Source organism: Ralstonia sp. 110700041-2 (genome assembly GCF_056280165.1).
The window spans coordinates 1-20,138 of sequence record NZ_JBSFAI010000011.1; the positions used below are offsets into that span (position 1 = coordinate 1).

General features: G+C 59.5%; 27 protein-coding genes. 15 read left to right on the forward strand and 12 right to left on the reverse strand.

Annotated features, from left to right (window positions below; translation table 11 throughout):
• Positions 1–122: 122 nt before the first annotated feature.
• From ACUXH0_RS16665 to ACUXH0_RS16685, 5 genes are all read left to right on the forward strand, one after another.
• Positions 123–1,076: an HD-GYP domain-containing protein gene (locus tag ACUXH0_RS16665; RefSeq protein ID WP_182594295.1), complete on the forward strand. Its 954-nt coding sequence runs from the start codon at positions 123–125 to the stop codon at positions 1,074–1,076.
• Positions 1,073–1,297 carry a nitrate/nitrite transporter NrtS gene (gene nrtS, locus ACUXH0_RS16670; protein WP_182594296.1) on the forward strand — a complete coding sequence of 75 codons (225 nt, stop codon included), beginning with the start codon at positions 1,073–1,075 and terminating at the stop codon, positions 1,295–1,297. The genes ACUXH0_RS16665 and nrtS overlap by 4 nt, the downstream gene beginning before the upstream one ends.
• Positions 1,290–1,931, forward strand: a complete 642-nt coding sequence (locus ACUXH0_RS16675; RefSeq protein ID WP_198110534.1) for an RNA polymerase factor sigma-70 — start codon at positions 1,290–1,292, stop codon at positions 1,929–1,931. The genes nrtS and ACUXH0_RS16675 overlap by 8 nt, the downstream gene beginning before the upstream one ends.
• Positions 1,925–2,149: a zf-HC2 domain-containing protein gene (locus ACUXH0_RS16680; RefSeq protein WP_182594297.1), complete on the forward strand. Its 225-nt coding sequence runs from the start codon at positions 1,925–1,927 to the stop codon at positions 2,147–2,149. The genes ACUXH0_RS16675 and ACUXH0_RS16680 overlap by 7 nt, the downstream gene beginning before the upstream one ends.
• Positions 2,150–2,236: 87 nt before the next feature.
• A complete protein-coding gene (locus ACUXH0_RS16685; RefSeq protein WP_182594298.1) occupies positions 2,237–3,328 on the forward strand; it encodes an IS630 family transposase in 1,092 nt (363 codons plus the stop codon).
• On the opposite strand, the gene ACUXH0_RS16690 is transcribed toward ACUXH0_RS16685, so the two are convergent.
• From ACUXH0_RS16690 to ACUXH0_RS16740, 11 genes are all read right to left on the reverse strand, one after another.
• Positions 3,309–4,085 (reverse strand): YiiX/YebB-like N1pC/P60 family cysteine hydrolase, encoded by a 777-nt coding sequence (locus ACUXH0_RS16690; RefSeq protein ID WP_182594299.1) that lies wholly within the window; start codon positions 4,083–4,085, stop codon positions 3,309–3,311. The two genes, ACUXH0_RS16685 and ACUXH0_RS16690, sit on opposite strands and share 20 nt — an antisense overlap.
• 7 nt (positions 4,086–4,092) lie before the next feature.
• A complete protein-coding gene (locus tag ACUXH0_RS16695; RefSeq protein WP_182594438.1) occupies positions 4,093–4,602 on the reverse strand; it encodes a DoxX family protein in 510 nt (169 codons plus the stop codon).
• Positions 4,603–4,619: 17 nt separating this feature from the next.
• Positions 4,620–5,375, reverse strand: coding sequence for an HvfC/BufC N-terminal domain-containing protein (locus ACUXH0_RS16700; RefSeq protein ID WP_182594300.1), 756 nt, complete (start codon positions 5,373–5,375; stop codon positions 4,620–4,622).
• Positions 5,375–6,274, reverse strand: a complete 900-nt coding sequence (bufB, locus tag ACUXH0_RS16705) for an MNIO family bufferin maturase (protein WP_182594301.1) — start codon at positions 6,272–6,274, stop codon at positions 5,375–5,377. The genes ACUXH0_RS16700 and bufB overlap by 1 nt, the downstream gene beginning before the upstream one ends.
• A gap of 19 nt (positions 6,275–6,293) precedes the next feature.
• A complete protein-coding gene (locus ACUXH0_RS16710; RefSeq protein ID WP_182594302.1) occupies positions 6,294–6,596 on the reverse strand; it encodes a BufA1 family periplasmic bufferin-type metallophore in 303 nt (100 codons plus the stop codon).
• A gap of 133 nt (positions 6,597–6,729) precedes the next feature.
• A complete protein-coding gene (grxC, locus tag ACUXH0_RS16715; protein ID WP_182594303.1) occupies positions 6,730–6,990 on the reverse strand; it encodes a glutaredoxin 3 in 261 nt (86 codons plus the stop codon).
• Positions 6,991–6,993: 3 nt separating this feature from the next.
• Positions 6,994–7,554, reverse strand: a complete 561-nt coding sequence (locus ACUXH0_RS16720; protein WP_182594304.1) for a carboxymuconolactone decarboxylase family protein — start codon at positions 7,552–7,554, stop codon at positions 6,994–6,996.
• A 136-nt stretch (positions 7,555–7,690) separates the two neighbouring features.
• The gene (locus ACUXH0_RS16725; RefSeq protein WP_182594305.1) at positions 7,691–8,509 is read right to left on the reverse strand and encodes an AraC family transcriptional regulator; all 819 of its coding nucleotides are present in this window, start codon (positions 8,507–8,509) and stop codon (positions 7,691–7,693) included.
• Positions 8,506–9,222 carry a haloacid dehalogenase type II gene (locus ACUXH0_RS16730; protein ID WP_182594306.1) on the reverse strand — a complete coding sequence of 239 codons (717 nt, stop codon included), beginning with the start codon at positions 9,220–9,222 and terminating at the stop codon, positions 8,506–8,508. Before ACUXH0_RS16730 ends, ACUXH0_RS16725 begins: the two co-directional genes overlap by 4 nt.
• Before the next feature lie 23 nt (positions 9,223–9,245).
• The gene (locus tag ACUXH0_RS16735) at positions 9,246–9,974 is read right to left on the reverse strand and encodes a cytochrome c biogenesis CcdA family protein (protein WP_182594307.1); all 729 of its coding nucleotides are present in this window, start codon (positions 9,972–9,974) and stop codon (positions 9,246–9,248) included.
• Positions 9,974–10,360, reverse strand: a complete 387-nt coding sequence (locus ACUXH0_RS16740; protein ID WP_182594308.1) for a thioredoxin family protein — start codon at positions 10,358–10,360, stop codon at positions 9,974–9,976. Before ACUXH0_RS16740 ends, ACUXH0_RS16735 begins: the two co-directional genes overlap by 1 nt.
• Positions 10,361–10,533: 173 nt before the next feature.
• Here ACUXH0_RS16740 and arsS point away from each other — a divergent pair, with 173 nt between their 5' ends.
• From arsS to ACUXH0_RS16790, 10 genes are read left to right on the forward strand one after another with little or no spacing between them, the layout of a single operon-like run.
• Positions 10,534–11,502, forward strand: coding sequence for an arsenosugar biosynthesis radical SAM (seleno)protein ArsS (gene arsS / locus ACUXH0_RS16745; protein ID WP_182594309.1), 969 nt, complete (start codon positions 10,534–10,536; stop codon positions 11,500–11,502).
• Positions 11,499–13,655, forward strand: a complete 2,157-nt coding sequence (locus ACUXH0_RS16750; protein ID WP_182594310.1) for an FAD-dependent oxidoreductase — start codon at positions 11,499–11,501, stop codon at positions 13,653–13,655. The genes arsS and ACUXH0_RS16750 overlap by 4 nt, the downstream gene beginning before the upstream one ends.
• Positions 13,656–13,671: 16 nt before the next feature.
• A complete protein-coding gene (locus ACUXH0_RS16755; RefSeq protein ID WP_182594311.1) occupies positions 13,672–14,490 on the forward strand; it encodes a DUF547 domain-containing protein in 819 nt (272 codons plus the stop codon).
• Between the two features lie 2 nt (positions 14,491–14,492).
• Positions 14,493–15,161, forward strand: a complete 669-nt coding sequence (locus tag ACUXH0_RS16760) for a TIGR04283 family arsenosugar biosynthesis glycosyltransferase (RefSeq protein WP_182594312.1) — start codon at positions 14,493–14,495, stop codon at positions 15,159–15,161.
• Positions 15,162–15,175: 14 nt separating this feature from the next.
• A complete protein-coding gene (locus ACUXH0_RS16765) occupies positions 15,176–15,775 on the forward strand; it encodes a TIGR04282 family arsenosugar biosynthesis glycosyltransferase (protein ID WP_310735971.1) in 600 nt (199 codons plus the stop codon).
• Complete coding sequence (locus ACUXH0_RS16770; RefSeq protein WP_198110535.1) at positions 15,772–16,512, forward strand: DUF3047 domain-containing protein; 741 nt, start codon at positions 15,772–15,774, stop codon at positions 16,510–16,512. Before ACUXH0_RS16765 ends, ACUXH0_RS16770 begins: the two co-directional genes overlap by 4 nt.
• Positions 16,513–16,562: 50 nt before the next feature.
• The gene (locus ACUXH0_RS16775) at positions 16,563–17,009 is read left to right on the forward strand and encodes a hypothetical protein (protein ID WP_182594314.1); all 447 of its coding nucleotides are present in this window, start codon (positions 16,563–16,565) and stop codon (positions 17,007–17,009) included.
• Between the two features lie 60 nt (positions 17,010–17,069).
• Positions 17,070–18,113, forward strand: coding sequence for a methyltransferase domain-containing protein (locus tag ACUXH0_RS16780; RefSeq protein ID WP_182594315.1), 1,044 nt, complete (start codon positions 17,070–17,072; stop codon positions 18,111–18,113).
• Complete coding sequence (locus ACUXH0_RS16785) at positions 18,104–18,652, forward strand: arsenate reductase ArsC (protein WP_182594316.1); 549 nt, start codon at positions 18,104–18,106, stop codon at positions 18,650–18,652. Before ACUXH0_RS16780 ends, ACUXH0_RS16785 begins: the two co-directional genes overlap by 10 nt.
• Positions 18,649–19,728: an inorganic phosphate transporter gene (locus ACUXH0_RS16790; protein ID WP_182594317.1), complete on the forward strand. Its 1,080-nt coding sequence runs from the start codon at positions 18,649–18,651 to the stop codon at positions 19,726–19,728. Before ACUXH0_RS16785 ends, ACUXH0_RS16790 begins: the two co-directional genes overlap by 4 nt.
• Positions 19,729–19,814: 86 nt before the next feature.
• Here the strand turns inward: ACUXH0_RS16790 and ACUXH0_RS16795 are convergent, their stop codons facing one another.
• The gene (locus ACUXH0_RS16795; RefSeq protein WP_182594318.1) at positions 19,815–19,964 is read right to left on the reverse strand and encodes a hypothetical protein; all 150 of its coding nucleotides are present in this window, start codon (positions 19,962–19,964) and stop codon (positions 19,815–19,817) included.
• Positions 19,965–20,138: the final 174 nt, after the last annotated feature.

A 20,138-nucleotide genomic window follows, 5' to 3' on the forward strand; every position in this document is an offset into this window, starting at 1 on the left:
TATCTGTGAATCTCGACTTCTTCATCTGCAGAACTCCCTCTTAACGAGAAAATTCTACTTCTCCCAGCGGTGGATTTCAGGGGGTATTACCCCTGAACGCACAAGAATGGAGGAACGCCATCATGCCCTTGCTAACTTCGCTGAGTCGATGGTTATCCAATGAGGATTGTCTCGATCCGCAAGATGCGACCACGCATGCCTCGCATCTGCTGGCCAGCTTGATGACCATGGCGTGGGCGGTCGAGGCGCGTGACCCCTATACCGGTGGACACCTGTGGCGCGTGTCGCGCTACGCCAGGCTGGTTGCGGAGCAGTTGGGCTACGGCGAAGCCGATGCTACCCGCATCAGCCTTGGGGGATTCCTGCACGACTTGGGCAAGATCGCCGTTCCAGACGTCATCTTGCGTAAGACCGGAGCCTTGACTGACGAGGAGTACGCCGTCATCAAGACCCATCCAGACGTCGGACTCAAGCTATTGGCCGGGCATCCGTTGGTCGAGCTGGTGCAGGATGCGGTACTGCTGCATCACGAGCGTCCGGACGGTCGCGGTTACCCAAGAGGTTTGGCTGGTGACGCGGTTCCTCCAATGGCGCGCATCGTCGGGGTTTGTGATGCGTTCGACGCGATGACCAGCCACCGCCCATACCGGCCGGGCATGCCGCGAGACCGGGCCTTGTCCATCATTGGAGAAGCACAAGGTGCGCAGTTTGATTCTGTGATTGCCGAGGTTGTTCTGGCGATGGGTGGGCGCGGCGTGCTGGATCATGTGATCAGTCACAGCGATGACGGAATTCCATTGCGCGAGTGCCCCATGTGCGGTCCGACTCTGGTGATCAGACGTGAACACCATGCAGGCGATCACGTCTATTGCCGCAACTGCACGGGAGAATTTGAACTCCGTGACGAGCACGGCCTGTTGTGCGCCGTCCCCACCGGCTGCAAGGGGCAAGCTGCCGATCTGACGCCCGACATCGATGCCGCACTGATCGCCCGGACGGTGCAGGACGCCGTTTCGGCGTTGCCCGCGCAAGAGTTGCTCAAGGCATGCGCACTGCCAGTATCAGGTAAACGATGAAACTCGGGATCAAACTGTGGTTTTCGTCGCGCATTATCGCGGGTGCGGTCAGGATTGCCTTGTTCGTTGGTACGGTGCTGAATGTCATTAATCAGGGGCCTGCGTTAATCGGAGGACAGGGATTGGACTGGTGGCGACTTGGGCTCAATTACGTGGTACCGTACTTGGTTTCAAGTTATTCAGCGGTTCGTAATGAACTCAGCAGGAGAGGGAATGGCTGACACAAACATAATAATACTCGCCGATGATGGTCAGTCACGTCATCCGAACCCTCGCGGCTGGATGAATGATGCGGTGTTTCTGGAAGACCTGCGCCGCCAAATGGTGAAATTCGCCTCGCAGCAATTATCCGACGCTCATTTGGCGGAAGATGCGGTTCAAGAGGCGCTGATTGGTGCAATGAAAAACTCGCAGAAATTCGCCGGGCGGTCGGCATTCAAGACTTGGGTCTTTGCCATTCTCAAGAACAAGATTGCAGACACATTGCGCCAGCGCCATCGCTTGGTTGAGGTTAGTCAACTTCTTCACACTGACGAGGAAGATGAAGATTTTCAGGAGCTATTTGATCGTAAAGGCTTCTGGCAGATGGATGAGCGTCCGCAGGAATGGGCAAACCCCGAGATCGCGATCAAAAATTCAGAATTCTGGCGAATATTTGAAACCTGCCTCGATCATTTGCCGGGACAGCAAGGTCGCGCTTTCATGATGCGTGAATTCATAGAACTGGACTCGGATGAAATTTGCACGGCACTCAACCTGAGTGTTAGTAATTTAAATGTCATGTTGCACCGCGCGCGATTGCGCTTGCGAGAGTGTTTGGAAAATCGCTGGTTTCTGGAGGGTGAATCATGCTGAATTGCCGTGAGGCCACCCGCCTGATGTCGGAGGCACAGGAACACCCTCTCAAGTTGGGTGACAAGCTCTCACTCAAAATGCACGTCATGATGTGCAGCGGATGTCGCAACTTTGGCGAGCAGATGCACACGCTGCGGCAGATCACGCGTGCCTATACCGAAGGTGCTGATGAGTCGGTGCCACCGCCGCCTCATCGAGACGATAAGGGAGCGCCTTAATTTTGATCTGACCTAGTGTCCTGTCCCGTTAGTTTCTGGCATTAATCGTGCATGCCAGTGCGGTATCTTGGCAACGGAGATACCGCGATGAGAACGGGCAGGCCGAAGGCGGAATTGGTGTTGAGCGAGGACGAGCGAGCGCAGTTGCAGTCGTTCGCGCGCAGCCGGTCCTTGCCCGCCGCGTTGAGCAATCGAGCCCGCATTGTTCTGAGCAGCGCCGATGGCGAGCCCAACAACGCGATCGCCGAGCGGCTGAAGATGACCAATGCCACGGTCGGCAAATGGCGCGCGCGATTCATCGAACGGCGCATTGCCGGCCTGTACGACGACGTGCGTCCTGGCAAGCCTCGCACGATCGACGACGAACGCGTGGCCCGCCTGATCAAGACCACGCTGCACACCAAGCCGGCCAACGGCTCGACGCACTGGAGCGTGCGCACGGTGGCTGCCGAGACCGGCATCTCCAAGACCAGCGTGCAGCGCTACTTCCAGCTCTTCGGATTGCAGCCGCATCGCACCGAAAGCTTCAAGCTGTCCAACGACCCGTTCTTCATCGAGAAGCTGCGCGACGTGGTCGGCCTGTACCTGAGCCCGCCCGACAACGCCCTGGTCATCTGCGTGGACGAGAAGAGCCAGTGCCAGGCCCTGGAGCGCACGCAGCCGATGCTGCCCATGGGCTTCGGCTACGTCGAGGGCGTCACCCACGACTACAAGCGCCACGGCACGACCACGTTGTTCGCGGCGCTGAACGTGCTCAATGGTGCGGTGCTGGCCGCCTGCAAGCCGCGCCACCGGCACCAGGAGTTCCTGTCCTTCCTGCGCGAAATCGACAAGGCCGTACCCGTCGAACTGGACATCCACTGCATCGCCGACAACTACGCCACCCACAGCCACCCGAAGATCAAGGCGTGGCTGGCGGCTCGGCCTCGCTGGCACATGCACTTCATCCCGACCTACAGCTCTTGGCTCAACCAGGTCGAACGCTTCTTCTCGCTGATCACCGACAAGGCCATCCGCCGCGGCTCGTTCACCAGCGTCAAACAGCTCGTGCAGCGCATCGATCACTTCGTCGCGGCCTACAACTCGAACTGCCAGCCGTTCAAGTGGACCGCCACCGCAGACTCGATCCTCGAAAACCTGCATCGACTTTGCTCACGTATCAGCGGGACAGGACACTAGCGTGCTGCCAGTGCAAGCGCGTGTAGTCGAACCCGTTTTCGAGCGTGGGTTTCACGACCGCGAAATACGGAGAGACATCAAAGTCTCGCGGCGCGAACAGGCTGTGGTGGCGGACTCGCAAAATTTCCTCGACACAGGCTGGGCAATCCGGTCGATCTGCGGAGCGTTGCTCGACGATGGGCAGAATCGGGTAGCGAATGGATTGGAAGGACTGCGCGATCAGGGTCGAGCAGATGGCGCGCGTTGGGTCGCCGCTGCCGAGGTGAATGAGCCTGCGGCGCCAGCGTAGCGGAACTGGCGGGGTGGGCAACAGGTAGCGCGCCAAATCAAAGACATTGCGCAAATCGTACTGGTGCCCCAAACGTTGGATGGCATGCAAAATCAGTTGCCGTCTGTCGTGCTCCTGCAATCCCACCGGGCGACAAATTCGGGTGTGCAGTCCGGAAAATTCCTCGATACCGACACTGCGCACTCCCTCGATGGTATCGGCCTCGACAAAGCAATGCGAACCGTCTTTGCCCGCCATGCGCAGGGCCTCGAATCCAACAAACAAGGCGGCGTGCGACCAGGTTGATTGGGTCAGGTACTTGATCGCCGTGCTGATGCGACTGTTGCCTTCAACAAGCAATACATCGCCGGGTCGAAGGCAGGCCAGTAGGCGTTCGTTGGCCACTGCCGGTGCGCTACTGTGAACATGAACCGGACGGGACAAGTAGGCGGCGAGAGCCGCCCCGATCCGGCCGAGCAGCGCATTCATGGCACGCTCACCTCACCTTGGGCTGCAGCGCGCAGCGCCGCGCGATCAGGTGATCCAGTGACAGTGCCCCCGGGCCCTTGGCGATCAGATACAACAGGACGGCAGCCCAAGTGCCATGGATCGGATAGGCATCCGGGTAGACGAAGATCTCAATCACCGCCGTCATGCCCAGCAAGCCGAGCGCCGAGAATCGCGTGGCCAGGCCGATGAGCAGCAGCAGCGGAAACAGGTGCTCGGCAAACGCGGCCATCGGCGCCGCGAGTTCCGGCGGTAGCAGCGGCAGGCGATATTCGGTGCGGAACAACTCCAGCGCGCTGTCCGACAGGTGCGGCCAGCCGAGTTGGACTTGGCCGCTGACGAGGTCGATGGCCAAGCCTTCGATCTTGGTCTGGCCCGATTTCCAGAACACCGCCGCGATGGAAAACCGTCCGACAAAGGCAATCAGCGAGTGTGGAATGCGGGACAGCATGGTGATGGCCGATCGAACAGCCTGTGCCGGAACAGATGAACAAAGCATAGTCATGGTCGGTCTCCTCAAATCTCAGTGGGTTCCACCGCGGTGAGCGCGCGCGTTTGCAGCAGCAAGGAAAAGATTCCGGCCATGTCCAAATCACCGCTGGCAGCGCACTTCTCATAAACCGTTTCTAGACTTTGGCCAGCCATCAACTCACTCAGAAAGTCAGCCGCCGCCGCGCTCAGCGGAACAATCTGAACCGTAAGTTCCGGGCGCACCACCAACGCGGCCTCTGCGGTGGCCGGGTCGATGGCGCAGCCCTCGCCCTCCACTTGGTGCGCCTGCCAGATTGAAACCACGGCATGGCTTGAGCGGATCAGGCGTACCGCCGGGGCAAACCGCAAACGGGTGACGGCCAGACGCTCGGGCTGGGCCAATCGTTCAGCCAAGACGGGTGTTGGCAGGCTGTCTACGTCGGCGGCATGAAAGGCACACACATAGGCCCACTCCAGCCGAGCGACATCGGCCAAATAAGGCAGGCTGGCAGCGGCCTCGAAGTTGGCAATGAAATCGGGGAAATCCTGCCCGTAGAATGCCAGCACCGGCGAGGTGGGTGGATGCTTGCGGGCGTGCTCACGCGCCATGGCATGAAAGAAGTCCTCGCCGACGAGTTGCTGCACGACCGGGAAAGTATCGGCCAGAGCGTCGATCAGCGAGATCACGACGTTGTTGCGATACACCGCATAGCGCGCCGCCGGGTCGGAGCCGTTCCAAGCCGTAAGGCCCGCTGGGGGCGGCAGTTTCGGGTCGAGCAGCGGCTTGGCGAAGGATTCCATCACGCTTGCTCCATCAACGCAGCCCGGCTTTGTTCGGTCGAATCCAATATGATCCGTTCGGCGGCCTGCGCCTCGGCGAGCAACACTGCAAACGACGGGATGTTCTGATCGCGCTCGATCAAGGTGGGAGTCGGCCCGAGCCGAGCGATCGTGTGCCGGTACAAAGCCCAGACGGCCTCGGCTACCGGAGCGCCGTGACTGTCGATGAGCAGCCTCGCGCCAGCGGCGTCGATGTCTTCGGCAAACCCAGCCAGATGGATCTCGCCCACAGCTGCTAACGGCAAACTGTCGATGTAGGCAACGGCGTCGCGCTGGTGGTTGACGGCGCTGACGTAGGCGTTGTTGACATCGAGCAGCAGACCGCAGCCGGTACGTCGCACGATCTCGGCGATGAAGTCGGCCTCCGGCCAAGTGGATGCCTCGAACTCGACATAGGTAGCCGGGTTCTCTAGCAGCATCGTGCGCTTGAGCGTGGACTGGGTTTCGTCGATGTGCTCACAGACACGACGCAGCGTTTCATCGGTATACGGGGCCGGCAGCAGGTCGTTATAGAAATTCTCGCCATGGCTAGACCAGGCCAGGTGTTCGGAAAAAGACTCCGGCTGATAGCGGTCGAGTAGCGTCTTGAGCCGTTCGAGGTGGGCGCGATCCAGGGGCGCTTCGCCGCCGATGGAGAGTCCGACACCGTGGATCGAGAGCGCGAAGCGCTCGCGGATTTTCGTCAGGTAGTGGTGAAAGGGGCCGCCCGCGATCATGTAGTTCTCTGCGTGAACCTCGAAGAAACCCAAGGAGGGCGGGACTTCGAGAATGTCACGGAAATGCTCGGGCTTGAGCCCGAGACCGGCGCGCAGCGGGAGTGCCGTGCGAGGCGAGGGATCAACTTGAAGATAGTTCGTCATCGCACGGCTCCCGAGCGCCTTAGGCCTTTTCCTTGAATTCCTTGAGCTGACCCATGCCCGTGGACGAGGTCGGTGAAGCGGTTTTCTCGCAAGTGCCGGCGGGAACCAGCTTGAACGAATTGCCCTGATAGTCCTTCTTCGCCGTGCCTGCGCAGGTGGTACCCGCTCCGGCCTTGCAGTCATTTTTGCCCTTGAGGGCGACGCCGAAGCACTTCTCCTTGCCGGCCATCATGTCGTCAGCGGCAGAAGCGGGCAGCGCGGCAGTAATGAGTGCTGCGCCAAGCGCGAGGGTGAGTGCAGTAACGGTGGTGCTTTTGCTCATGGTGAACTCCTATTTAAGTGAAGAATGCGGCGAACCACTGAAGCCCCCGGAGCAAAGGCGCGCATGACGTGTGCCGTTCACCGTGGGTAAGCAGTAGTCGTTATCGACCACCGGGTTCTTACAGTGATCTCGATCAGTGAGCAGAAAGGAGGGGGTCCAGCCGCCCTTGACGATCCAATTCAGCTAGATCGTCAAACCCTCCGACATGGGTTTCGCCGACGAATATCTGCGGCACGCTTCGCTGACCGCCGCTTTTGAGCAGCATCTCCTCGCGCTTTCCAGGGGCAGTGCCGATATTGATTTTTTCGAACACTATGCCCTTGCGCGTGAGCAGATGTTCGGCGCGAACGCAATATGGGCACAAGTCAGTGCCATAGAGTGTGACGGGTTTCATGGTTCAACCCACCCTGTAAGCCGCGAAACGTTCATCCACCTCTGTGCCGAAAGCGTGATTCGAGTAGTTACTCAGCACCTTGACGGAAATGGCCAGAATGATGTTGAGCAAGTGGCTTTCGTCAAATCCGACATCCAGAAACTCCTGAACCCTGGCCGCTGTGGGCTGGCCCAGGTTCTTCACCAATTCCTGCGTCATTGCGAATAGCGCCGCCAAACGTGCATCCGGGATTGGCTGTCCGGTACGGATCGCCTGCAGAACATCACCCGGCACGCCGGACATTTTGTCTGCAATCATGCTGTGAGCAGCGGTGCAGTAGTTACAGCCGTTGACTCGACTGATCGCCAGAAATACGACCTCTTGTTCGGTCGGACTGAAGCCAGACTTTTGGCGAAAAGCGGCGTAGCCATGCAGATAAGTCGACAGAACGCCAGGCACATTCACCATGTTGGCATACATGTTTGGAATGAAGCCGACTTGTTTGAGGGCGGTGTCGAGCAGTGCTTTTTGGTCACATTGCGCTTGAGTGTGGTCGACAGCGGAAAGGGTTTTGATGTAAGCCATGAGTTTCTCCTTCAATGGGTTGGCTGCTTGCAAGATCACGCACGATTGCAACGATCCAGCCTATTCATCGTAGATCCGCAATGATCAAGAAAGTTGATCATTCGTCTCAATGAAATGACCGATAGTGCTGTGCAGACTACCTGCGCAGCCAGTCGGAAGGCGATTGGCCAAACTTGCGGACGAAGGCTCTATGCAACGCGCTGGAACTCCCGTAACCAACCTTCAATGCCACCGTCTTACTCGGAATGCCTTTCGCCAACAGGCGTTGTGCAAGCATGAGGCGCCAGGAGGCCAAGTAATCTACAGGCGTGCCGCCCGTGACCAGGTGAAAGTGCTGGGCGAAACGGGCTCTGGACATTCCTGCTAATGCAGCCATAGCGGATAAATCCCATTTGTCAGATGGATTCTGATGGATGGAGTCCAGCGCCTTGGCCAGCTTAGGGTCGGATAAGCCTGCTAATGCGCCACCAGATATTTGTCCTTGCTCCAGACAGTGGCGCAGCATACGAATCATCAATACTTCGCAGAGGCGATCTAGCACCCCCTGGCGACCGCTGCGATCTTCAAACGCCTCAGCGAACATGATGTCCAGGATGGGTTCAATTTCCGCAAAATCGCGCAATTCAAGGAGAACCACCTCGGGAAGAGAGTCGGAAATCGGATTGCGACCGCCACTACCTGTAAGAACCGTGGCGCAGACGACGTCAGCACCATCGCGGTCGTCGGCGATGAGCCGGTGACGTTCTGGTCGCGGCAGATAGAGCAACGTCGGCAGCACGATCAGGGTATCGGGCCTTCCAGGATTAATGAATTTGACCGGGCCCCTTTTTATTAGATGAAGATGACCACGCTGTTCGTCGCGATCAAAGTCGTGGAGACCGCAAATGTTGCCCGTGTAAAAAACACCTGCACGCAGGGAAAAATGATTGAGAAGCCGATCCAACGGACTTGTCATAGAGATGTTGGCTCAACCTGAGAACGAACGGCAGTGAAAAGCCCTTCGAAGTTGTCGAGAGCAAAATCGCAATCCGGATTCGGGATCGGATCGGGCGGCGGCTCGCAGCCCCACTCATTGGGCCTGCGAACAAATGCCGTCTGGAAGCCGCAGGCACGGGCGGCATTGAGGTCGAAGTTGTGGCAGGCGACCATGAGGATCTCCGATGGCTCTATGCCCAGCCATTTCGATGCCTGCAGATAGGCGCGCGGATCGGGTTTGTAGTAGCCGATGGCCTCGCAGGAGATGACCGCATCCCAGGAAATGCCGTTCAACCGCGACACATCCACCACCAGCGAAAGCGGGAGCATGGTGAAGGAGACGACTGGGTAGAGCGATCTGATTTCGCGCAAAGGATCCGCAAAATCACCCCATGCTGACAGCTTGTGCCAAGCTTGGGCGATTCGTCGTTGATCCTCATTGGAGAACGCCTGCAATCCATAGGACTCGAAAATCTCATTCAACACACGGAAGTGGACATCGTCCATATTGAATGAGGGTTGGCATTGCCCGACAATGGATTTCATTGCAAGGCGCCGGTATTGATTGGCAATTGCGCCCCAATCCCTTTCCACGCCATGCGATCGCCCAATGGCGGCAAATGCATCCCTGACTCCTGAGTGCCAATCCAGGACGGTGCCTCCAGTGTCGAACGCCACTGCTTTGATTTGCATGGAATTTTCTCCTTAGAACGTGCCTAAAACCGGGTGGTCAACTTCGTCAGCCAGGCAGGTGATGCGTCCACCAGCCAGGCTTCAACGGGCTTGTCGGCCCCCGACAGGATCATGGCGGCCAAGGCGATCATGACCGCTCCGAGAATCATCTTGCCGGTTTTGCCCGCCTGCATGAGCTTGCCGCGCATCTTCACCATGGCGCTGCGCCCGACGTAAGCAAGGGCCACCACGGGGAAAGCTGCCCCTGCACCGAAGACGCCCATCAACAGGGCAACTTGCGGCAGATGTGATCCCTGACTGGCCAGCACCACGGCAGCGCCGAGGGTCGGCCCCACGCATGGGCTCCAGACCACGCCCAGCACCAGACCGATGGCGAACTGGCCCCAAAGGCCTGAGAGATTCATGCGGGAGATCAGGTTGTTGCCGGCATCCCCGATGCCGAAAGTGGCCGAGGCGAAGCGTTGTTGCAGGCTGCCCGACATCAGCACCAGGCCCAAGACCCCGAGAATCGCTGCGCCCACGCTGCGAAAGATGGCGGAGTCCAGATCTAAGGCGGTGCCGGCCCAGGCCAATCCAGTCCCGATGATGGCGTAGGAGATGGCCAGGCCGCCTGCCAGGGCGAGCGGCGCGCGTGGGTGCGCGTTCGCTGCCGTCCCCAGCAGGATGGGGATGATGGGCAGCACGCATGGCGAGAGCGTCGAGAGGATGCCTGCCAGCAGCCCGAATCCGTAGGAGCCGAACCCGAACTCCATCAGTTGACCACCTTCTTGATGAGGCCTTCTATCCCTTCTGGCGAGGTGTCACCCACAGAGCGCCCAGTTTCCTTGCCGCCCTTGAACGCAACCAGAGTGCTTTGCATCGTCACCTTGAACTTCTTGAGCGTGGGCTTGGCCGAGTCGAAGTCGATGTTCATCAATGTCACATCCTTGTAAGCGGGCTGCTTCATCAAACCTTCGACGATGGGTTTTTGTTCCTTGCAGGTGGGGCACCAGGTTGCGCTGATGTCGAGCACGACGGGCTTGCCCTCCTGGGCCAGCTTGTCGAACTCCGCTTGGTTGAAGGCCTTGATGTCGCCAGCCATGGCGAGAGATGCAATGGATGCGAGGGCAAGAAGAATTACGGTCTTGACGGGCTTCATAAAAAGTCTCCTGGGCGGTTATGGGTAGTGATGGATGGCATTTGGTCGCTGCAACAACCCTGGTTCTTACACAAAGATGGCCGCCGTCCTGTCTATGTAAGAAATTGACCAGCGCTGACGACAGAGGGCACAAGGGGGGACGAAACCCCGCGCATACCTCAAGGAGTCCTTTGATGCACGCTACGCTGCCCTTGCTGGAAGTCAGTGACTTTCCCGCACTCCACCGTCAGGTGCTGACCACGCTGCAGGTCAATCTCGGTTATCGCTGCAATCAGTCTTGTGTGCACTGCCACGTCAACGCGGGGCCCAACCGCAAGGAAATGATGGATGAAGCGACGATGGCGCTGATCCCTGCGGTGCTAAGTGCGAGAGACATCCAGACGCTGGACTTGACGGGAGGGGCCCCGGAACTGCATGTCGGCTTCCGTTCCCTGGTGCGCGCCGCACGCGAGTTAGGGGTGCACGTCATTGATCGCTGCAATCTGACGATTCTGTTCGAACCGGGGCATGAGGATCTCGCCGAGTTCCTCGCCGCCAATCGGGTCGAGGTGGTCGCTTCGTTGCCGTGTTACAGCGCGGACAACGTCGACAAACAGCGGGGCAACGGCGTGTTCGACAAGAGCATCGCCGCCTTGCAGAAACTCAATGCGCTGGGTTACGGACAGCCCGGCAGCGGCTTGACCCTCAACCTGGTCTACAACCCGCAAGGTCCCAGCCTGCCGCCGGATCAGGCCACGCTGGAAGCGACCTACAAGCGCGAGCTTTTCGAGCACTTCGGCATCGTGTTCAATCAATTGTTCGCGCTGGCCAACATGCCGATCAACCGCTTCGGTTCCTGGCTGATTTCCAAGGGTCAGTTCAATGCCTACATGGGGCTGCTCAAAAGCAGCCACCGCAGTGAAAACCTCGCGCAAGTGATGTGCCGAAGCCTGGTCAGCGTCGACTGGCAAGGCCATCTATTCGACTGCGACTTCAACCAGCAATTGGGCTTGTCCTTGCAAGGCAGTCGCGTACATCTGCGCGACTTGCTGCAAGAAGACTTGCAAGGCGCTCCCATCCGCGTTGCCGACCACTGCTTTGCCTGTACGGCGGGTTGCGGCAGCAGTTGTGGTGGGGCTTTGAAGCAAGGGGAGCGCCCATGAGGTCAGCGAAATTCTGGCTACTGCTCCTGATCGCGGCACTGCTGGGGCTGTTTTTTTACTTCAACGGGGCGCAGTGGCTGTCGTTTGCCGCCCTGAAGTCTGGGCTGACTCAGCTTCAGGCGTGGCGTGAATTGCATTCGCTCTGGATGATGGCGGGGTTCTTTGGGCTGTACGTCCTGGTAGCGGCGCTTTCCTTGCCGGGAGCCGCTGTCATGACGCTGGCTGCCGGTGCGTTGTTCGGCTTGGCGTGGGGCACCCTGCTGGCTTCGTTTGCCTCCAGCGTGGGCGCGCTGCTGGCCTTCCTCGTGGCGCGTTACCTGCTGCGCGACCTCGTGGAGGCACGGTTTTCAGCAAGGCTGGCGTCGATCAATGAAGGCGTGAACCGGGATGGGGCTTTCTACTTGTTCACGCTGCGCCTGGTGCCGGTCATTCCCTTCTTCATGATCAACCTCTTGTTGGGATTGACCCGCATGCGCGCCCGCACGTTTTACTGGGTCAGCCAGTTGGGCATGCTGGCTGGGACGCTGGTTTACGTGAACGCGGGAACACGGCTGGCGCTGATCGAAGCGCCTTCCGACATTCTCTCCGTGTCATTGCTGGCCTCATTCGCGCTGCTGGCGGCATTCCCTTGGCTGGCCAAGGCGACTATCGGATGGATCAAGCAGCGCCGTGTCTATGTGCGCTGGCAACGGCCGAGCCGATTTGATCGCAATCTGATCGTGATTGGCGCTGGCGCGGCCGGGCTGGTGACGTCGTACATAGCCGCTGCGGTCAAGGCCAAGGTCACGTTGATTGAGTCGCACAAGATGGGGGGCGATTGCCTCAACTACGGATGTGTTCCGAGCAAGGCGCTGATCCGCAGCGCCAAAGCCGCACATCAGATGCGTCATGCAGCCGATTTGGGGCTCGAATCCACAACGCCTGCGTTTTCATTCAAGCGTGTCATGGCGCGGGTTCATGACGTAATCGCCGCCGTGGCTCCGCATGACAGTGTGGAGCGCTATACCCAGCTCGGCGTGGAGGTGCGCCAAGGTCATGCCCGTTTGATCGATCCGTGGACGGTCGAGATCACCGATCAAAGCGGCAAGGTGGAGCAGTTAAGCGCCCGTAGCATCGTTCTGGCGACCGGCGCGCGTCCTTTTGTACCGCCGCTGCCGGGGCTGGATTCGATCAGCTACCTCACCTCGGACACCCTTTGGGATCGCCTCAAGGATCGGGACAGCGCGCCGGATCGGCTTATCGTGCTCGGCGGCGGCCCCATCGGTTGCGAGCTGGCGCAGAGCTTTGCTCGTCTGGGTTCCACGGTGCGGCAGGTCGAAATGGCGTCCCGGCTGATGGTACGAGAGGACGACGAGGTGTCCAGCTTCGCACGGCGCGCCCTTGAGGGCGATGGTGTCCATGTGCTCGTCGAACATCGTGCGCTGCGTATCGAACAGGAAGCTGGCTCCAAATACCTCGTCGTTGCCGGAACGGCCGGGGAGCAGCGCATCGAGTTTGACGAGATTGTGGTCGCCGTGGGTCGGCAGGCGCGACTGGAAGGCTACGGTCTGGAAACATTGGGCATTCCCACCCAACGCACGATCCAGACCAATGAATATCTGGAAACGCTCTACCCGAACATCTATGCGGCAGGCGACGTGGCGGGGCCCTATCAATTTACCCACACCGCCGCGCATCAGGCGTGGTATGCGGCGGTCAACGCGCTGTTTGGCCGTTTCAAGCGCTTCAAGGTGGATTACTCGGTGATCCCTTGGGTGACGTTTGTCGATCCCGAAATTGCGCGGGTCGGCCTTAACGAGCGAGAAGCCAAAGAAAAAGGAATTGCGTTTGAAGTGACCCGCTATGGTCTGGATGACTTGGATCGCGCGATTGCCGAAGGTCATGCCGAGGGCTGGATCAAGGTGCTGACCGAGCCGGGCAAGGATCGCATTTTGGGCGTCACGATTGTCGGCGCGCATGCCGGGGAATTGCTCTCCGAGTTCGTGCTGGCCATGAAGCACGGGCTGGGGCTGAACAAAATCCTGGCCACGATCCACCCGTATCCCACCTGGGCTGAGGCCAATAAATATGCGGCTGGGGAATGGAAGCGCGCCCACGCACCGCAGCGGGTATTGGGATGGGTGGAAGCCTATCACCGCTGGATGAGGGGATAAGACTATGGTTTCAACGATGAAAGTTTGGCTGCGCAGACTGGCCGTCGCCATTACGTTCTCCTTGGGGGCGGCGACGGCCTACGCCCAAACGCCACAGGGCTTCGATCACGGCGCATGGAACCATCTGCTTCAGCGACATGTGCGCTGGACTGGCGACGGCCATGCGAGCACCGTGAACTATCAGGGTATGGCGACCGACAGGGATAAGTTGCAGAGCTATTTGACAACCCTGTCAGCCGTATCGCGCCAGAGCTTCGATGGTTGGTCGCGGGAGGCACAGTTGGCGTTTCTGATCAATGCCTACAACGCCTTCACGGTGCAGTTGATTCTGACCCGATACCCGGATTTGAAGTCCATCAAGGATCTGGGTTCCTTCATCCAGTCCCCCTGGAAGAAGCCGTTTGTGTCCCTGCTCGGGCAAACCCGTTCGCTGGATGACATTGAACACGGATTGATTCGCGGGTCGGGGCGCTATCGTGATCCGCGTATCCATTTTGCGGTCAATTGCGCCAGCATCGGCTGTCCGGCGCTACGACCCGACGCCTATGGCGCGGAAAAACTTGACGAGCAACTCGAAGACCAGACCAAGCGCTTCTTGGGCGACCGGACGCGAAACCGGATCGCGGACGATGCGCTGGAGGTTTCCCCCATCTTCAAGTGGTACCGCGAGGATTTCGAGCAAGGCTTCCGTGGCGATAAGGCGTTGCCGGATTTTCTGGCGCGTTATGCCGGTGTGGCCGGACTGAACGCCGGGCAAGCGAACGATCTGCGCGGTGGAAGGCTGGCGATCCGCTTTGGCGATTACGACTGGCGTCTCAATGACGGCCGGAGGTAAGCATGAAGTTCAGCATCGTAGTCCCCATGCTCAATGAGTCGACAGGCCTGCCCGATTTGTGCGAGCACTTGGTGCTACTCGCCCGATCAGGTGTGGAAATCATTTTTGTTGATGGCGGCAGTCAGGATGGATCAGAAGCCATTGCACGCGCAGCCGGGTTTCGTGTTCTGACGAGCGCAGCGGGTCGGGCACGCCAAATGAATGCGGGCGCGGCGGCGAGCAGCGGCGACGTCCTACTTTTTTTGCATGCCGACACGCGGCTGCCGCCGGGGGCCATGATCGCCATCGCACAGGCGCTGCGCAGCCATCAGTGGGGACGCTTCGATGTGCGCATCGCCGGGAAACCGATGGCTTTGCGCATGGTCTCGGCCCTGATGAATTGGCGTTCACGCCTCTCCGGGATCGCCACCGGCGATCAGGGTCTTTTCATGACGCGTGAGGCGTTTGAAGCAGTCGGCGGATTTGCGGATCAACCGCTGATGGAAGACATCGACATCTGCCGAGCACTCAAAACCGGAGGGAAGCCCGCCTGTTTGGCGCTGCAAGTCGTCACCTCGGGCCGTCGCTGGGAGCAGCGCGGCGTGTGGCGCACCATCGCGCTCATGTGGTGGTTGCGTTGGCGTTACTGGCTGGGTACGCCGGTGGAGGACATTGCGAGGGCTTACCGATGAGTTCCATCCGGATCGTGATCTTCGCCAAGGCGCCGCTGGCGGGGCTCGCCAAGACACGCCTCATTCCGGCACTGGGCGAGCAAGGTTCGGCTCGGCTTGCCCAGCGCATGTTGCGCCATACCGTGGCCGAGGCGCTGGCCGCCGATGTCGGAGAAATCGAACTGTGCGTCACGCCAGAACCCGGCGCGCAGCAATGGCGGCCCTTTCGCGACCCTGAGTGGCCTGTCGCCTGGCAGGCACAGGGCGATGGCGATTTGGGTGAGCGGCTCGCGCGCGCCACACGCAGAGGCGTTCTGGATGGGCGCGCGGTGCTGCTCATCGGTACCGATTGCCCTTTTCTGGCCGCAGAGCGTCTGCGTGAGGCTGCTACACAGCTGGTGTCGAAGGACGCGGTGATCATTCCGAGCGCCGACGGTGGCTATGTATTGCTCGGCCTAAAGACTTTCAATCCTTCGGTCTTTCGAGGCATCGCCTGGAGCACTGACAGTGTCGCTTTTGACACCCTATGCCGCATCGGCGTATTGCAGTGGTCGGTCGCGCAGTTGCCCATGCTGTGCGACATCGATGAACCCGCCGATCTGGCGGCTCTGCCGCAGGATTGGTGCGTGCGGTGAAGCGTGTGGCCTTCTCAGCCTTGCTGCTGCCAGCGCTTATTCAGGCGCAGACACTGGATGTGGGGCGCATTGACGCCGGAGCAACGGCCATTCCCGCGCCCTGGCAAATCGTCGTACCGTCTGAGAAAGCGCCGCCTACCCGCTATCAGCTACGGCAGTGGGATGGCGTCGCGGCCATCGAAGCCACGGCCAAGGGCAGCATGGCGCTGCTGGCGCGACCGCTGAGCATGGACTTGCAGCCAACGCCGGTTTTGTGCTGGCGCTGGCGCATCGATGCGCCCCTGATCCATGCGGATCTATCGAAAAAATCGGGCGATGATTTTGCCGCCCGTGTCTATGTCGCCTTTTCGCTGCCCGACCGTGCGCTGAATCTCGGGCAACGCCTCAAGTTGGGACTGGCGCGGCAGTTGTTTGGGGCGCAGGTTCCAGACGCGGCGATCAACTACGTTTGGGATAACCGACACCCCATCGGTTTCGAAGCCCCCAATGCCTACACCGACCAAGCCCGCATGCTGGTACTCGAATCCGGCGCCGAGCGGGCTGGCCGCTGGATTGAGGAGCGACGAGATGTTCTCTCCGATGCGCGTCGCCTGTTCGGTACGGATCAAATAAAAGCTGCGCAGCTTGCCATCGCAAGCGATACAGACAATACCGGCGAATTTGCACATGCCGGGTTCGCCGATTTTCACTTTGTGCCCCCGGATCAACCCTGTTCATTCTCAGCGCCGTCACGCTGACCGTGACGTAGTTCTCAAGCGATCCCCAGCCATAAAAAAGAGAAACACTTGTGGATAACCTCCAGCAACATTACAGGCAAAGTCGAATCATGGTCAGTTGGGCTTCCTTCCGATCCTTGCCCGGTTGGGTTCAGTTTTGGGTGGGCTGCATTCTGGTGCCGGTCAATGCGGCATCGTTTGCGATGCTGGATACCGGGTCTGGCCGCGCCATCGCGGCCGCTGCCCTGCTGGTCGTGGCGACGAACGTTCCCATCATGCTGTGGGCTCGCGGGATGACCAAGTTGATGGCTGTACCTCATCTGTTCATTTGGGGGCCGTTGCAATGGTTCTTGCTCTCAAAAATCAGGCAGTTCTCTGATGCCGATGCCATGCCGCCGCTTGAACTGATTTATGTCACGGCGGTGTTGTTGGTGAATGGGATCAGCCTGGCTTTCGACGCATTGGACAGTTGGCGCTGGCTGAAGGGAGATCGTGCGGTACCCGGCATGCGAGTGTAAGAAATTGGCCCGGCAGTGCGACTCAGTAGCAAGCCAACACGATTCTGGAAACCGCCCATCATGCATGAACTCGTACAAGACTATTACGGCAAGCAGCTGCAAAGCAGTGCCGATCTGAAAACCACGGCCTGCTGCGATGCCAGTGCCATGCCGGAGTGGCTCAAGCCCTTGCTCGCGCGCATTCATCCCGAAGTGCTGTCACGCTATTACGGTTGCGGGCTCGTCTGTCCGCAACAGCTTGCGGGGTGCCGGGTACTGGATCTGGGCTGCGGGTCCGGACGCGACGTTTACGCGCTGGCGCAGTTGGCCGGCCCGGACGGGATGGTGGTGGGCGTCGACATGACCGACGAGCAACTTGCCGTCGCGCAAAGCCATAGAGCACACCATGTACAGGCATTCGGCTTCGATAACGTGCGTTTTCTGAGCGGCTACATCGAGCGGCTAGCCGAACTGGATCTGGAACCCGAAAGCTTTGACGTCATCGTTTCCAACTGCGTGGTGAATCTGTCGCCCGACAAGGCCGCTGTTTTGCGCGGCGTTCATAGGCTGCTCAAGCCGGGGGGCGAGTTCTATTTTTCGGACGTCTATGCGGACCGCCGCGTGCCGACCGCCGTGCGCGACGACCCCGTGCTCTACGGCGAATGCCTCGGCGGTGCGCTGTACTGGAATGATTTCCTGCGGTTGGCCAACGCGGCAGGGTTTGCCGATCCGCGTTTGGTCGAAGATAGACCGCTGCTCATCACCGACCCCACCTTGGCCGAGCGCGTGGGAAACCTGCGATTTTTCTCCGCCACCTACCGCCTGTTCAAGCTTGGCGGCCTGGAAAGCGCCTGCGAAGACTACGGGCAAGCCGTGATCTATCGCGGAACGGTAGCGCAGCACCCGCATCGTTTCCAACTGGATAAGCACCACGATATCGCCACAGGAAAGGTGTTCCCTGTCTGCGGCAATACCTGGCGCATGCTGAACGAAACCCGTTTCGCCCGTCATTTCGACTTCATCGGAAATTTCGATCAGCACTTTGGACTGTTTGAGGGCTGCGGCGGCGGCCTGCCATTTGACCAGGGCTCCAATGGCACGTCAGGAGGTGGCGCATGTTGCTAAGCGAGGCTGTTAACCAAAGTGTCGGCCCCAAGTTGGAGAAGCCGTTGACCCTTCTGGTGCTGTGCACCGGCAACTCGGCGCGCAGCATCATGGCGGAGGCATTGTTCGATCATCTGGGCAAACCATGGATTCGAGTGGTCAGCGCCGGTAGTCACCCAGTGGGCCGGGTCAATCCGTTTGCCATCGAGCAGATCAGCGCACATTTGAATGACGATGGAGTGGCTTACCGAAGCAAGAGCTGGGATCAGTTTGCCCAAGCGCATTCGGATAGGCCGGTTGATGTTGTTCTGACTGTTTGCTCGAATGCCGCAGACGAGCCATGCCCGGTGTTCCCTGGTGAAGCACGGCGGGTGCATTGGGAGTTTGCCGATCCAGCCGCTGTCTCAGGAAATCCGGAGGAGATCCGCGCCGCGTTTTCCGCGACGTTTCTTGAGATGCGAACGCGCATCACATCGCTGATGGAATTGCCGCTTGAGCGCCTGAGCAAATCCCAAGTCGCGGATGCCTTGCGGGCGCTATCAGAAAGAGGAGAACAATGATGGAATGGGTACTGATTATCGCGGCGACATTTCTAGCCTTTGCCAACGGCGCCAACGACAATTTCAAGGGCTTCGCTACCGTGTGGGGATCGGGCACGCTTGATTATCGACGGGCTCTGTTCCTTGCAACCATCGCGACAGTTGCGGGCAGCCTGTTGTCATGGATGCTGGCAGATGGTTTGGTGCAGCAGTTCTCGGGTAAAGGGCTGGTGGCCAGTGAAGCGACACAGAGCCTGCCGTTTATCTCCAGTGTTGCCATGGGCGCGGCGGTGACGGTTTTCCTCGCCACCCGACTGGGTTTTCCCATTTCGACGACGCATGCGCTGATCGGTGGCCTGGTCGGGGCCGGAGCGGCACAGACCGGCGGTGTGCACTTCGCCAAGCTGGCCGACACCTTCCTCCTGCCGCTTCTGGTCAGCCCCTTGCTTGCAGCCGTTTTGGGCGTGCTCGCCTATCGGCTGCTAAAAAAGAGACCGGCTGAGAAGGATTGCGCCTGCGTTGCGCTGGAGCCTATAGTCGCGCCGGTCGCGGATTCTGCATCGCAGATGTCCGCCATGCTGCCCGTTATTGTCATCGAGCAGGCCAGCGAATGTGAGCGGGCGGCGATGCCTGTCCGTTTTTCGATCAGCAAGTATCTTGACCGCTTGCATGTCGGGTCGGCTATGGCTATCTGCCTCGCGCGCGGAGTGAACGACACGCCGAAGCTGGTCGCCTTGCTGCTGTTGGCACACAGCCTCGGAGCTTCTCAAGGCTCGGTGGTCTTGATTGCCCTGGCCATGGCATTGGGCGGCGTGCTGTTCGCAAAAAAGGTGGCGCAAACCATGAGCCAGCGCGTCACCCGAATGGATCACACCTCGGGTCTCGCCGCCAACCTGATCACGGCGTCTCTGGTACTTTTCGCCAGCAAGCTCGGGCTGCCGGTGTCGACGACACACGTCTCGGTTGGCGCGATTGCCGGGGTGGGGGCCAGCTCGCGCACGCTGGATTGGCATGCACTGCGCAACGTCTTGTTGTCCTGGGTTTTGACCCTGCCGCTGGCTGCCGGTGTGGCATGGGCAATGAGTCTGGCCCTATGAACTGTTTGGATCGCGCTGGGGGGCATCATGTGATAATAAGCCATGCCCTAATTCAGCAACAAAGATCTATTTTCAAGATCCGGGCTTTATAGGCGAGTAATGGTATTCGTTCGGTTTATCTTGGTTGTGCTGATATCGCTTGCCGTTCCCTTCGTGGCAACGGCAGGGATCATCACGTCCCAGGCAACCGAATGCTCGATGCAGCCGAGCAACGACAGCATGGCTGCGATGACCATGCACGACTGCTGCGACCACGGCATGCTGGACAAGGCCAAGCCTCACGCCTGCAAACCTGGCCAAGAATGCAAGGTGTGCAGTGCCTGCGCGGTGGTCCCTGCCGCTTCGGCCTCTCCTCTTCTCCCGGATGCGTCGCAGGTCGTTATCGCCTTGCCGGACTCGACGCTCCCCTC

Excerpts from the sequence above, each read along its gene's own strand:
- ACUXH0_RS16665 (WP_182594295.1), top strand. The coding sequence starts at position 123 with ATGCCCTTGCTAACTTCGCTGAGTCGATGGTTATCCAATGAGGATTGT.
- nrtS (WP_182594296.1), top strand. The coding sequence starts at position 1,073 with ATGAAACTCGGGATCAAACTGTGGTTTTCGTCGCGCATTATCGCGGGT.
- ACUXH0_RS16675 (WP_198110534.1), top strand. The coding sequence starts at position 1,290 with ATGGCTGACACAAACATAATAATACTCGCCGATGATGGTCAGTCACGT.
- ACUXH0_RS16680 (WP_182594297.1), top strand. The coding sequence starts at position 1,925 with ATGCTGAATTGCCGTGAGGCCACCCGCCTGATGTCGGAGGCACAGGAA.
- ACUXH0_RS16685 (WP_182594298.1), top strand. The coding sequence starts at position 2,237 with ATGAGAACGGGCAGGCCGAAGGCGGAATTGGTGTTGAGCGAGGACGAG.
- ACUXH0_RS16690 (WP_182594299.1), bottom strand. The coding sequence starts at position 4,085 with ATGAATGCGCTGCTCGGCCGGATCGGGGCGGCTCTCGCCGCCTACTTG.
- ACUXH0_RS16695 (WP_182594438.1), bottom strand. The coding sequence starts at position 4,602 with ATGCTTTGTTCATCTGTTCCGGCACAGGCTGTTCGATCGGCCATCACC.
- ACUXH0_RS16700 (WP_182594300.1), bottom strand. The coding sequence starts at position 5,375 with ATGGAATCCTTCGCCAAGCCGCTGCTCGACCCGAAACTGCCGCCCCCA.
- bufB (WP_182594301.1), bottom strand. The coding sequence starts at position 6,274 with ATGACGAACTATCTTCAAGTTGATCCCTCGCCTCGCACGGCACTCCCG.
- ACUXH0_RS16710 (WP_182594302.1), bottom strand. The coding sequence starts at position 6,596 with ATGAGCAAAAGCACCACCGTTACTGCACTCACCCTCGCGCTTGGCGCA.
- grxC (WP_182594303.1), bottom strand. The coding sequence starts at position 6,990 with ATGAAACCCGTCACACTCTATGGCACTGACTTGTGCCCATATTGCGTT.
- ACUXH0_RS16720 (WP_182594304.1), bottom strand. The coding sequence starts at position 7,554 with ATGGCTTACATCAAAACCCTTTCCGCTGTCGACCACACTCAAGCGCAA.
- ACUXH0_RS16725 (WP_182594305.1), bottom strand. The coding sequence starts at position 8,509 with ATGACAAGTCCGTTGGATCGGCTTCTCAATCATTTTTCCCTGCGTGCA.
- ACUXH0_RS16730 (WP_182594306.1), bottom strand. The coding sequence starts at position 9,222 with ATGCAAATCAAAGCAGTGGCGTTCGACACTGGAGGCACCGTCCTGGAT.
- ACUXH0_RS16735 (WP_182594307.1), bottom strand. The coding sequence starts at position 9,974 with ATGGAGTTCGGGTTCGGCTCCTACGGATTCGGGCTGCTGGCAGGCATC.
- ACUXH0_RS16740 (WP_182594308.1), bottom strand. The coding sequence starts at position 10,360 with ATGAAGCCCGTCAAGACCGTAATTCTTCTTGCCCTCGCATCCATTGCA.
- arsS (WP_182594309.1), top strand. The coding sequence starts at position 10,534 with ATGCACGCTACGCTGCCCTTGCTGGAAGTCAGTGACTTTCCCGCACTC.
- ACUXH0_RS16750 (WP_182594310.1), top strand. The coding sequence starts at position 11,499 with ATGAGGTCAGCGAAATTCTGGCTACTGCTCCTGATCGCGGCACTGCTG.
- ACUXH0_RS16755 (WP_182594311.1), top strand. The coding sequence starts at position 13,672 with ATGAAAGTTTGGCTGCGCAGACTGGCCGTCGCCATTACGTTCTCCTTG.
- ACUXH0_RS16760 (WP_182594312.1), top strand. The coding sequence starts at position 14,493 with ATGAAGTTCAGCATCGTAGTCCCCATGCTCAATGAGTCGACAGGCCTG.
- ACUXH0_RS16780 (WP_182594315.1), top strand. The coding sequence starts at position 17,070 with ATGCATGAACTCGTACAAGACTATTACGGCAAGCAGCTGCAAAGCAGT.
- ACUXH0_RS16785 (WP_182594316.1), top strand. The coding sequence starts at position 18,104 with ATGTTGCTAAGCGAGGCTGTTAACCAAAGTGTCGGCCCCAAGTTGGAG.
- ACUXH0_RS16790 (WP_182594317.1), top strand. The coding sequence starts at position 18,649 with ATGATGGAATGGGTACTGATTATCGCGGCGACATTTCTAGCCTTTGCC.
- ACUXH0_RS16795 (WP_182594318.1), bottom strand. The coding sequence starts at position 19,964 with ATGGTCATCGCAGCCATGCTGTCGTTGCTCGGCTGCATCGAGCATTCG.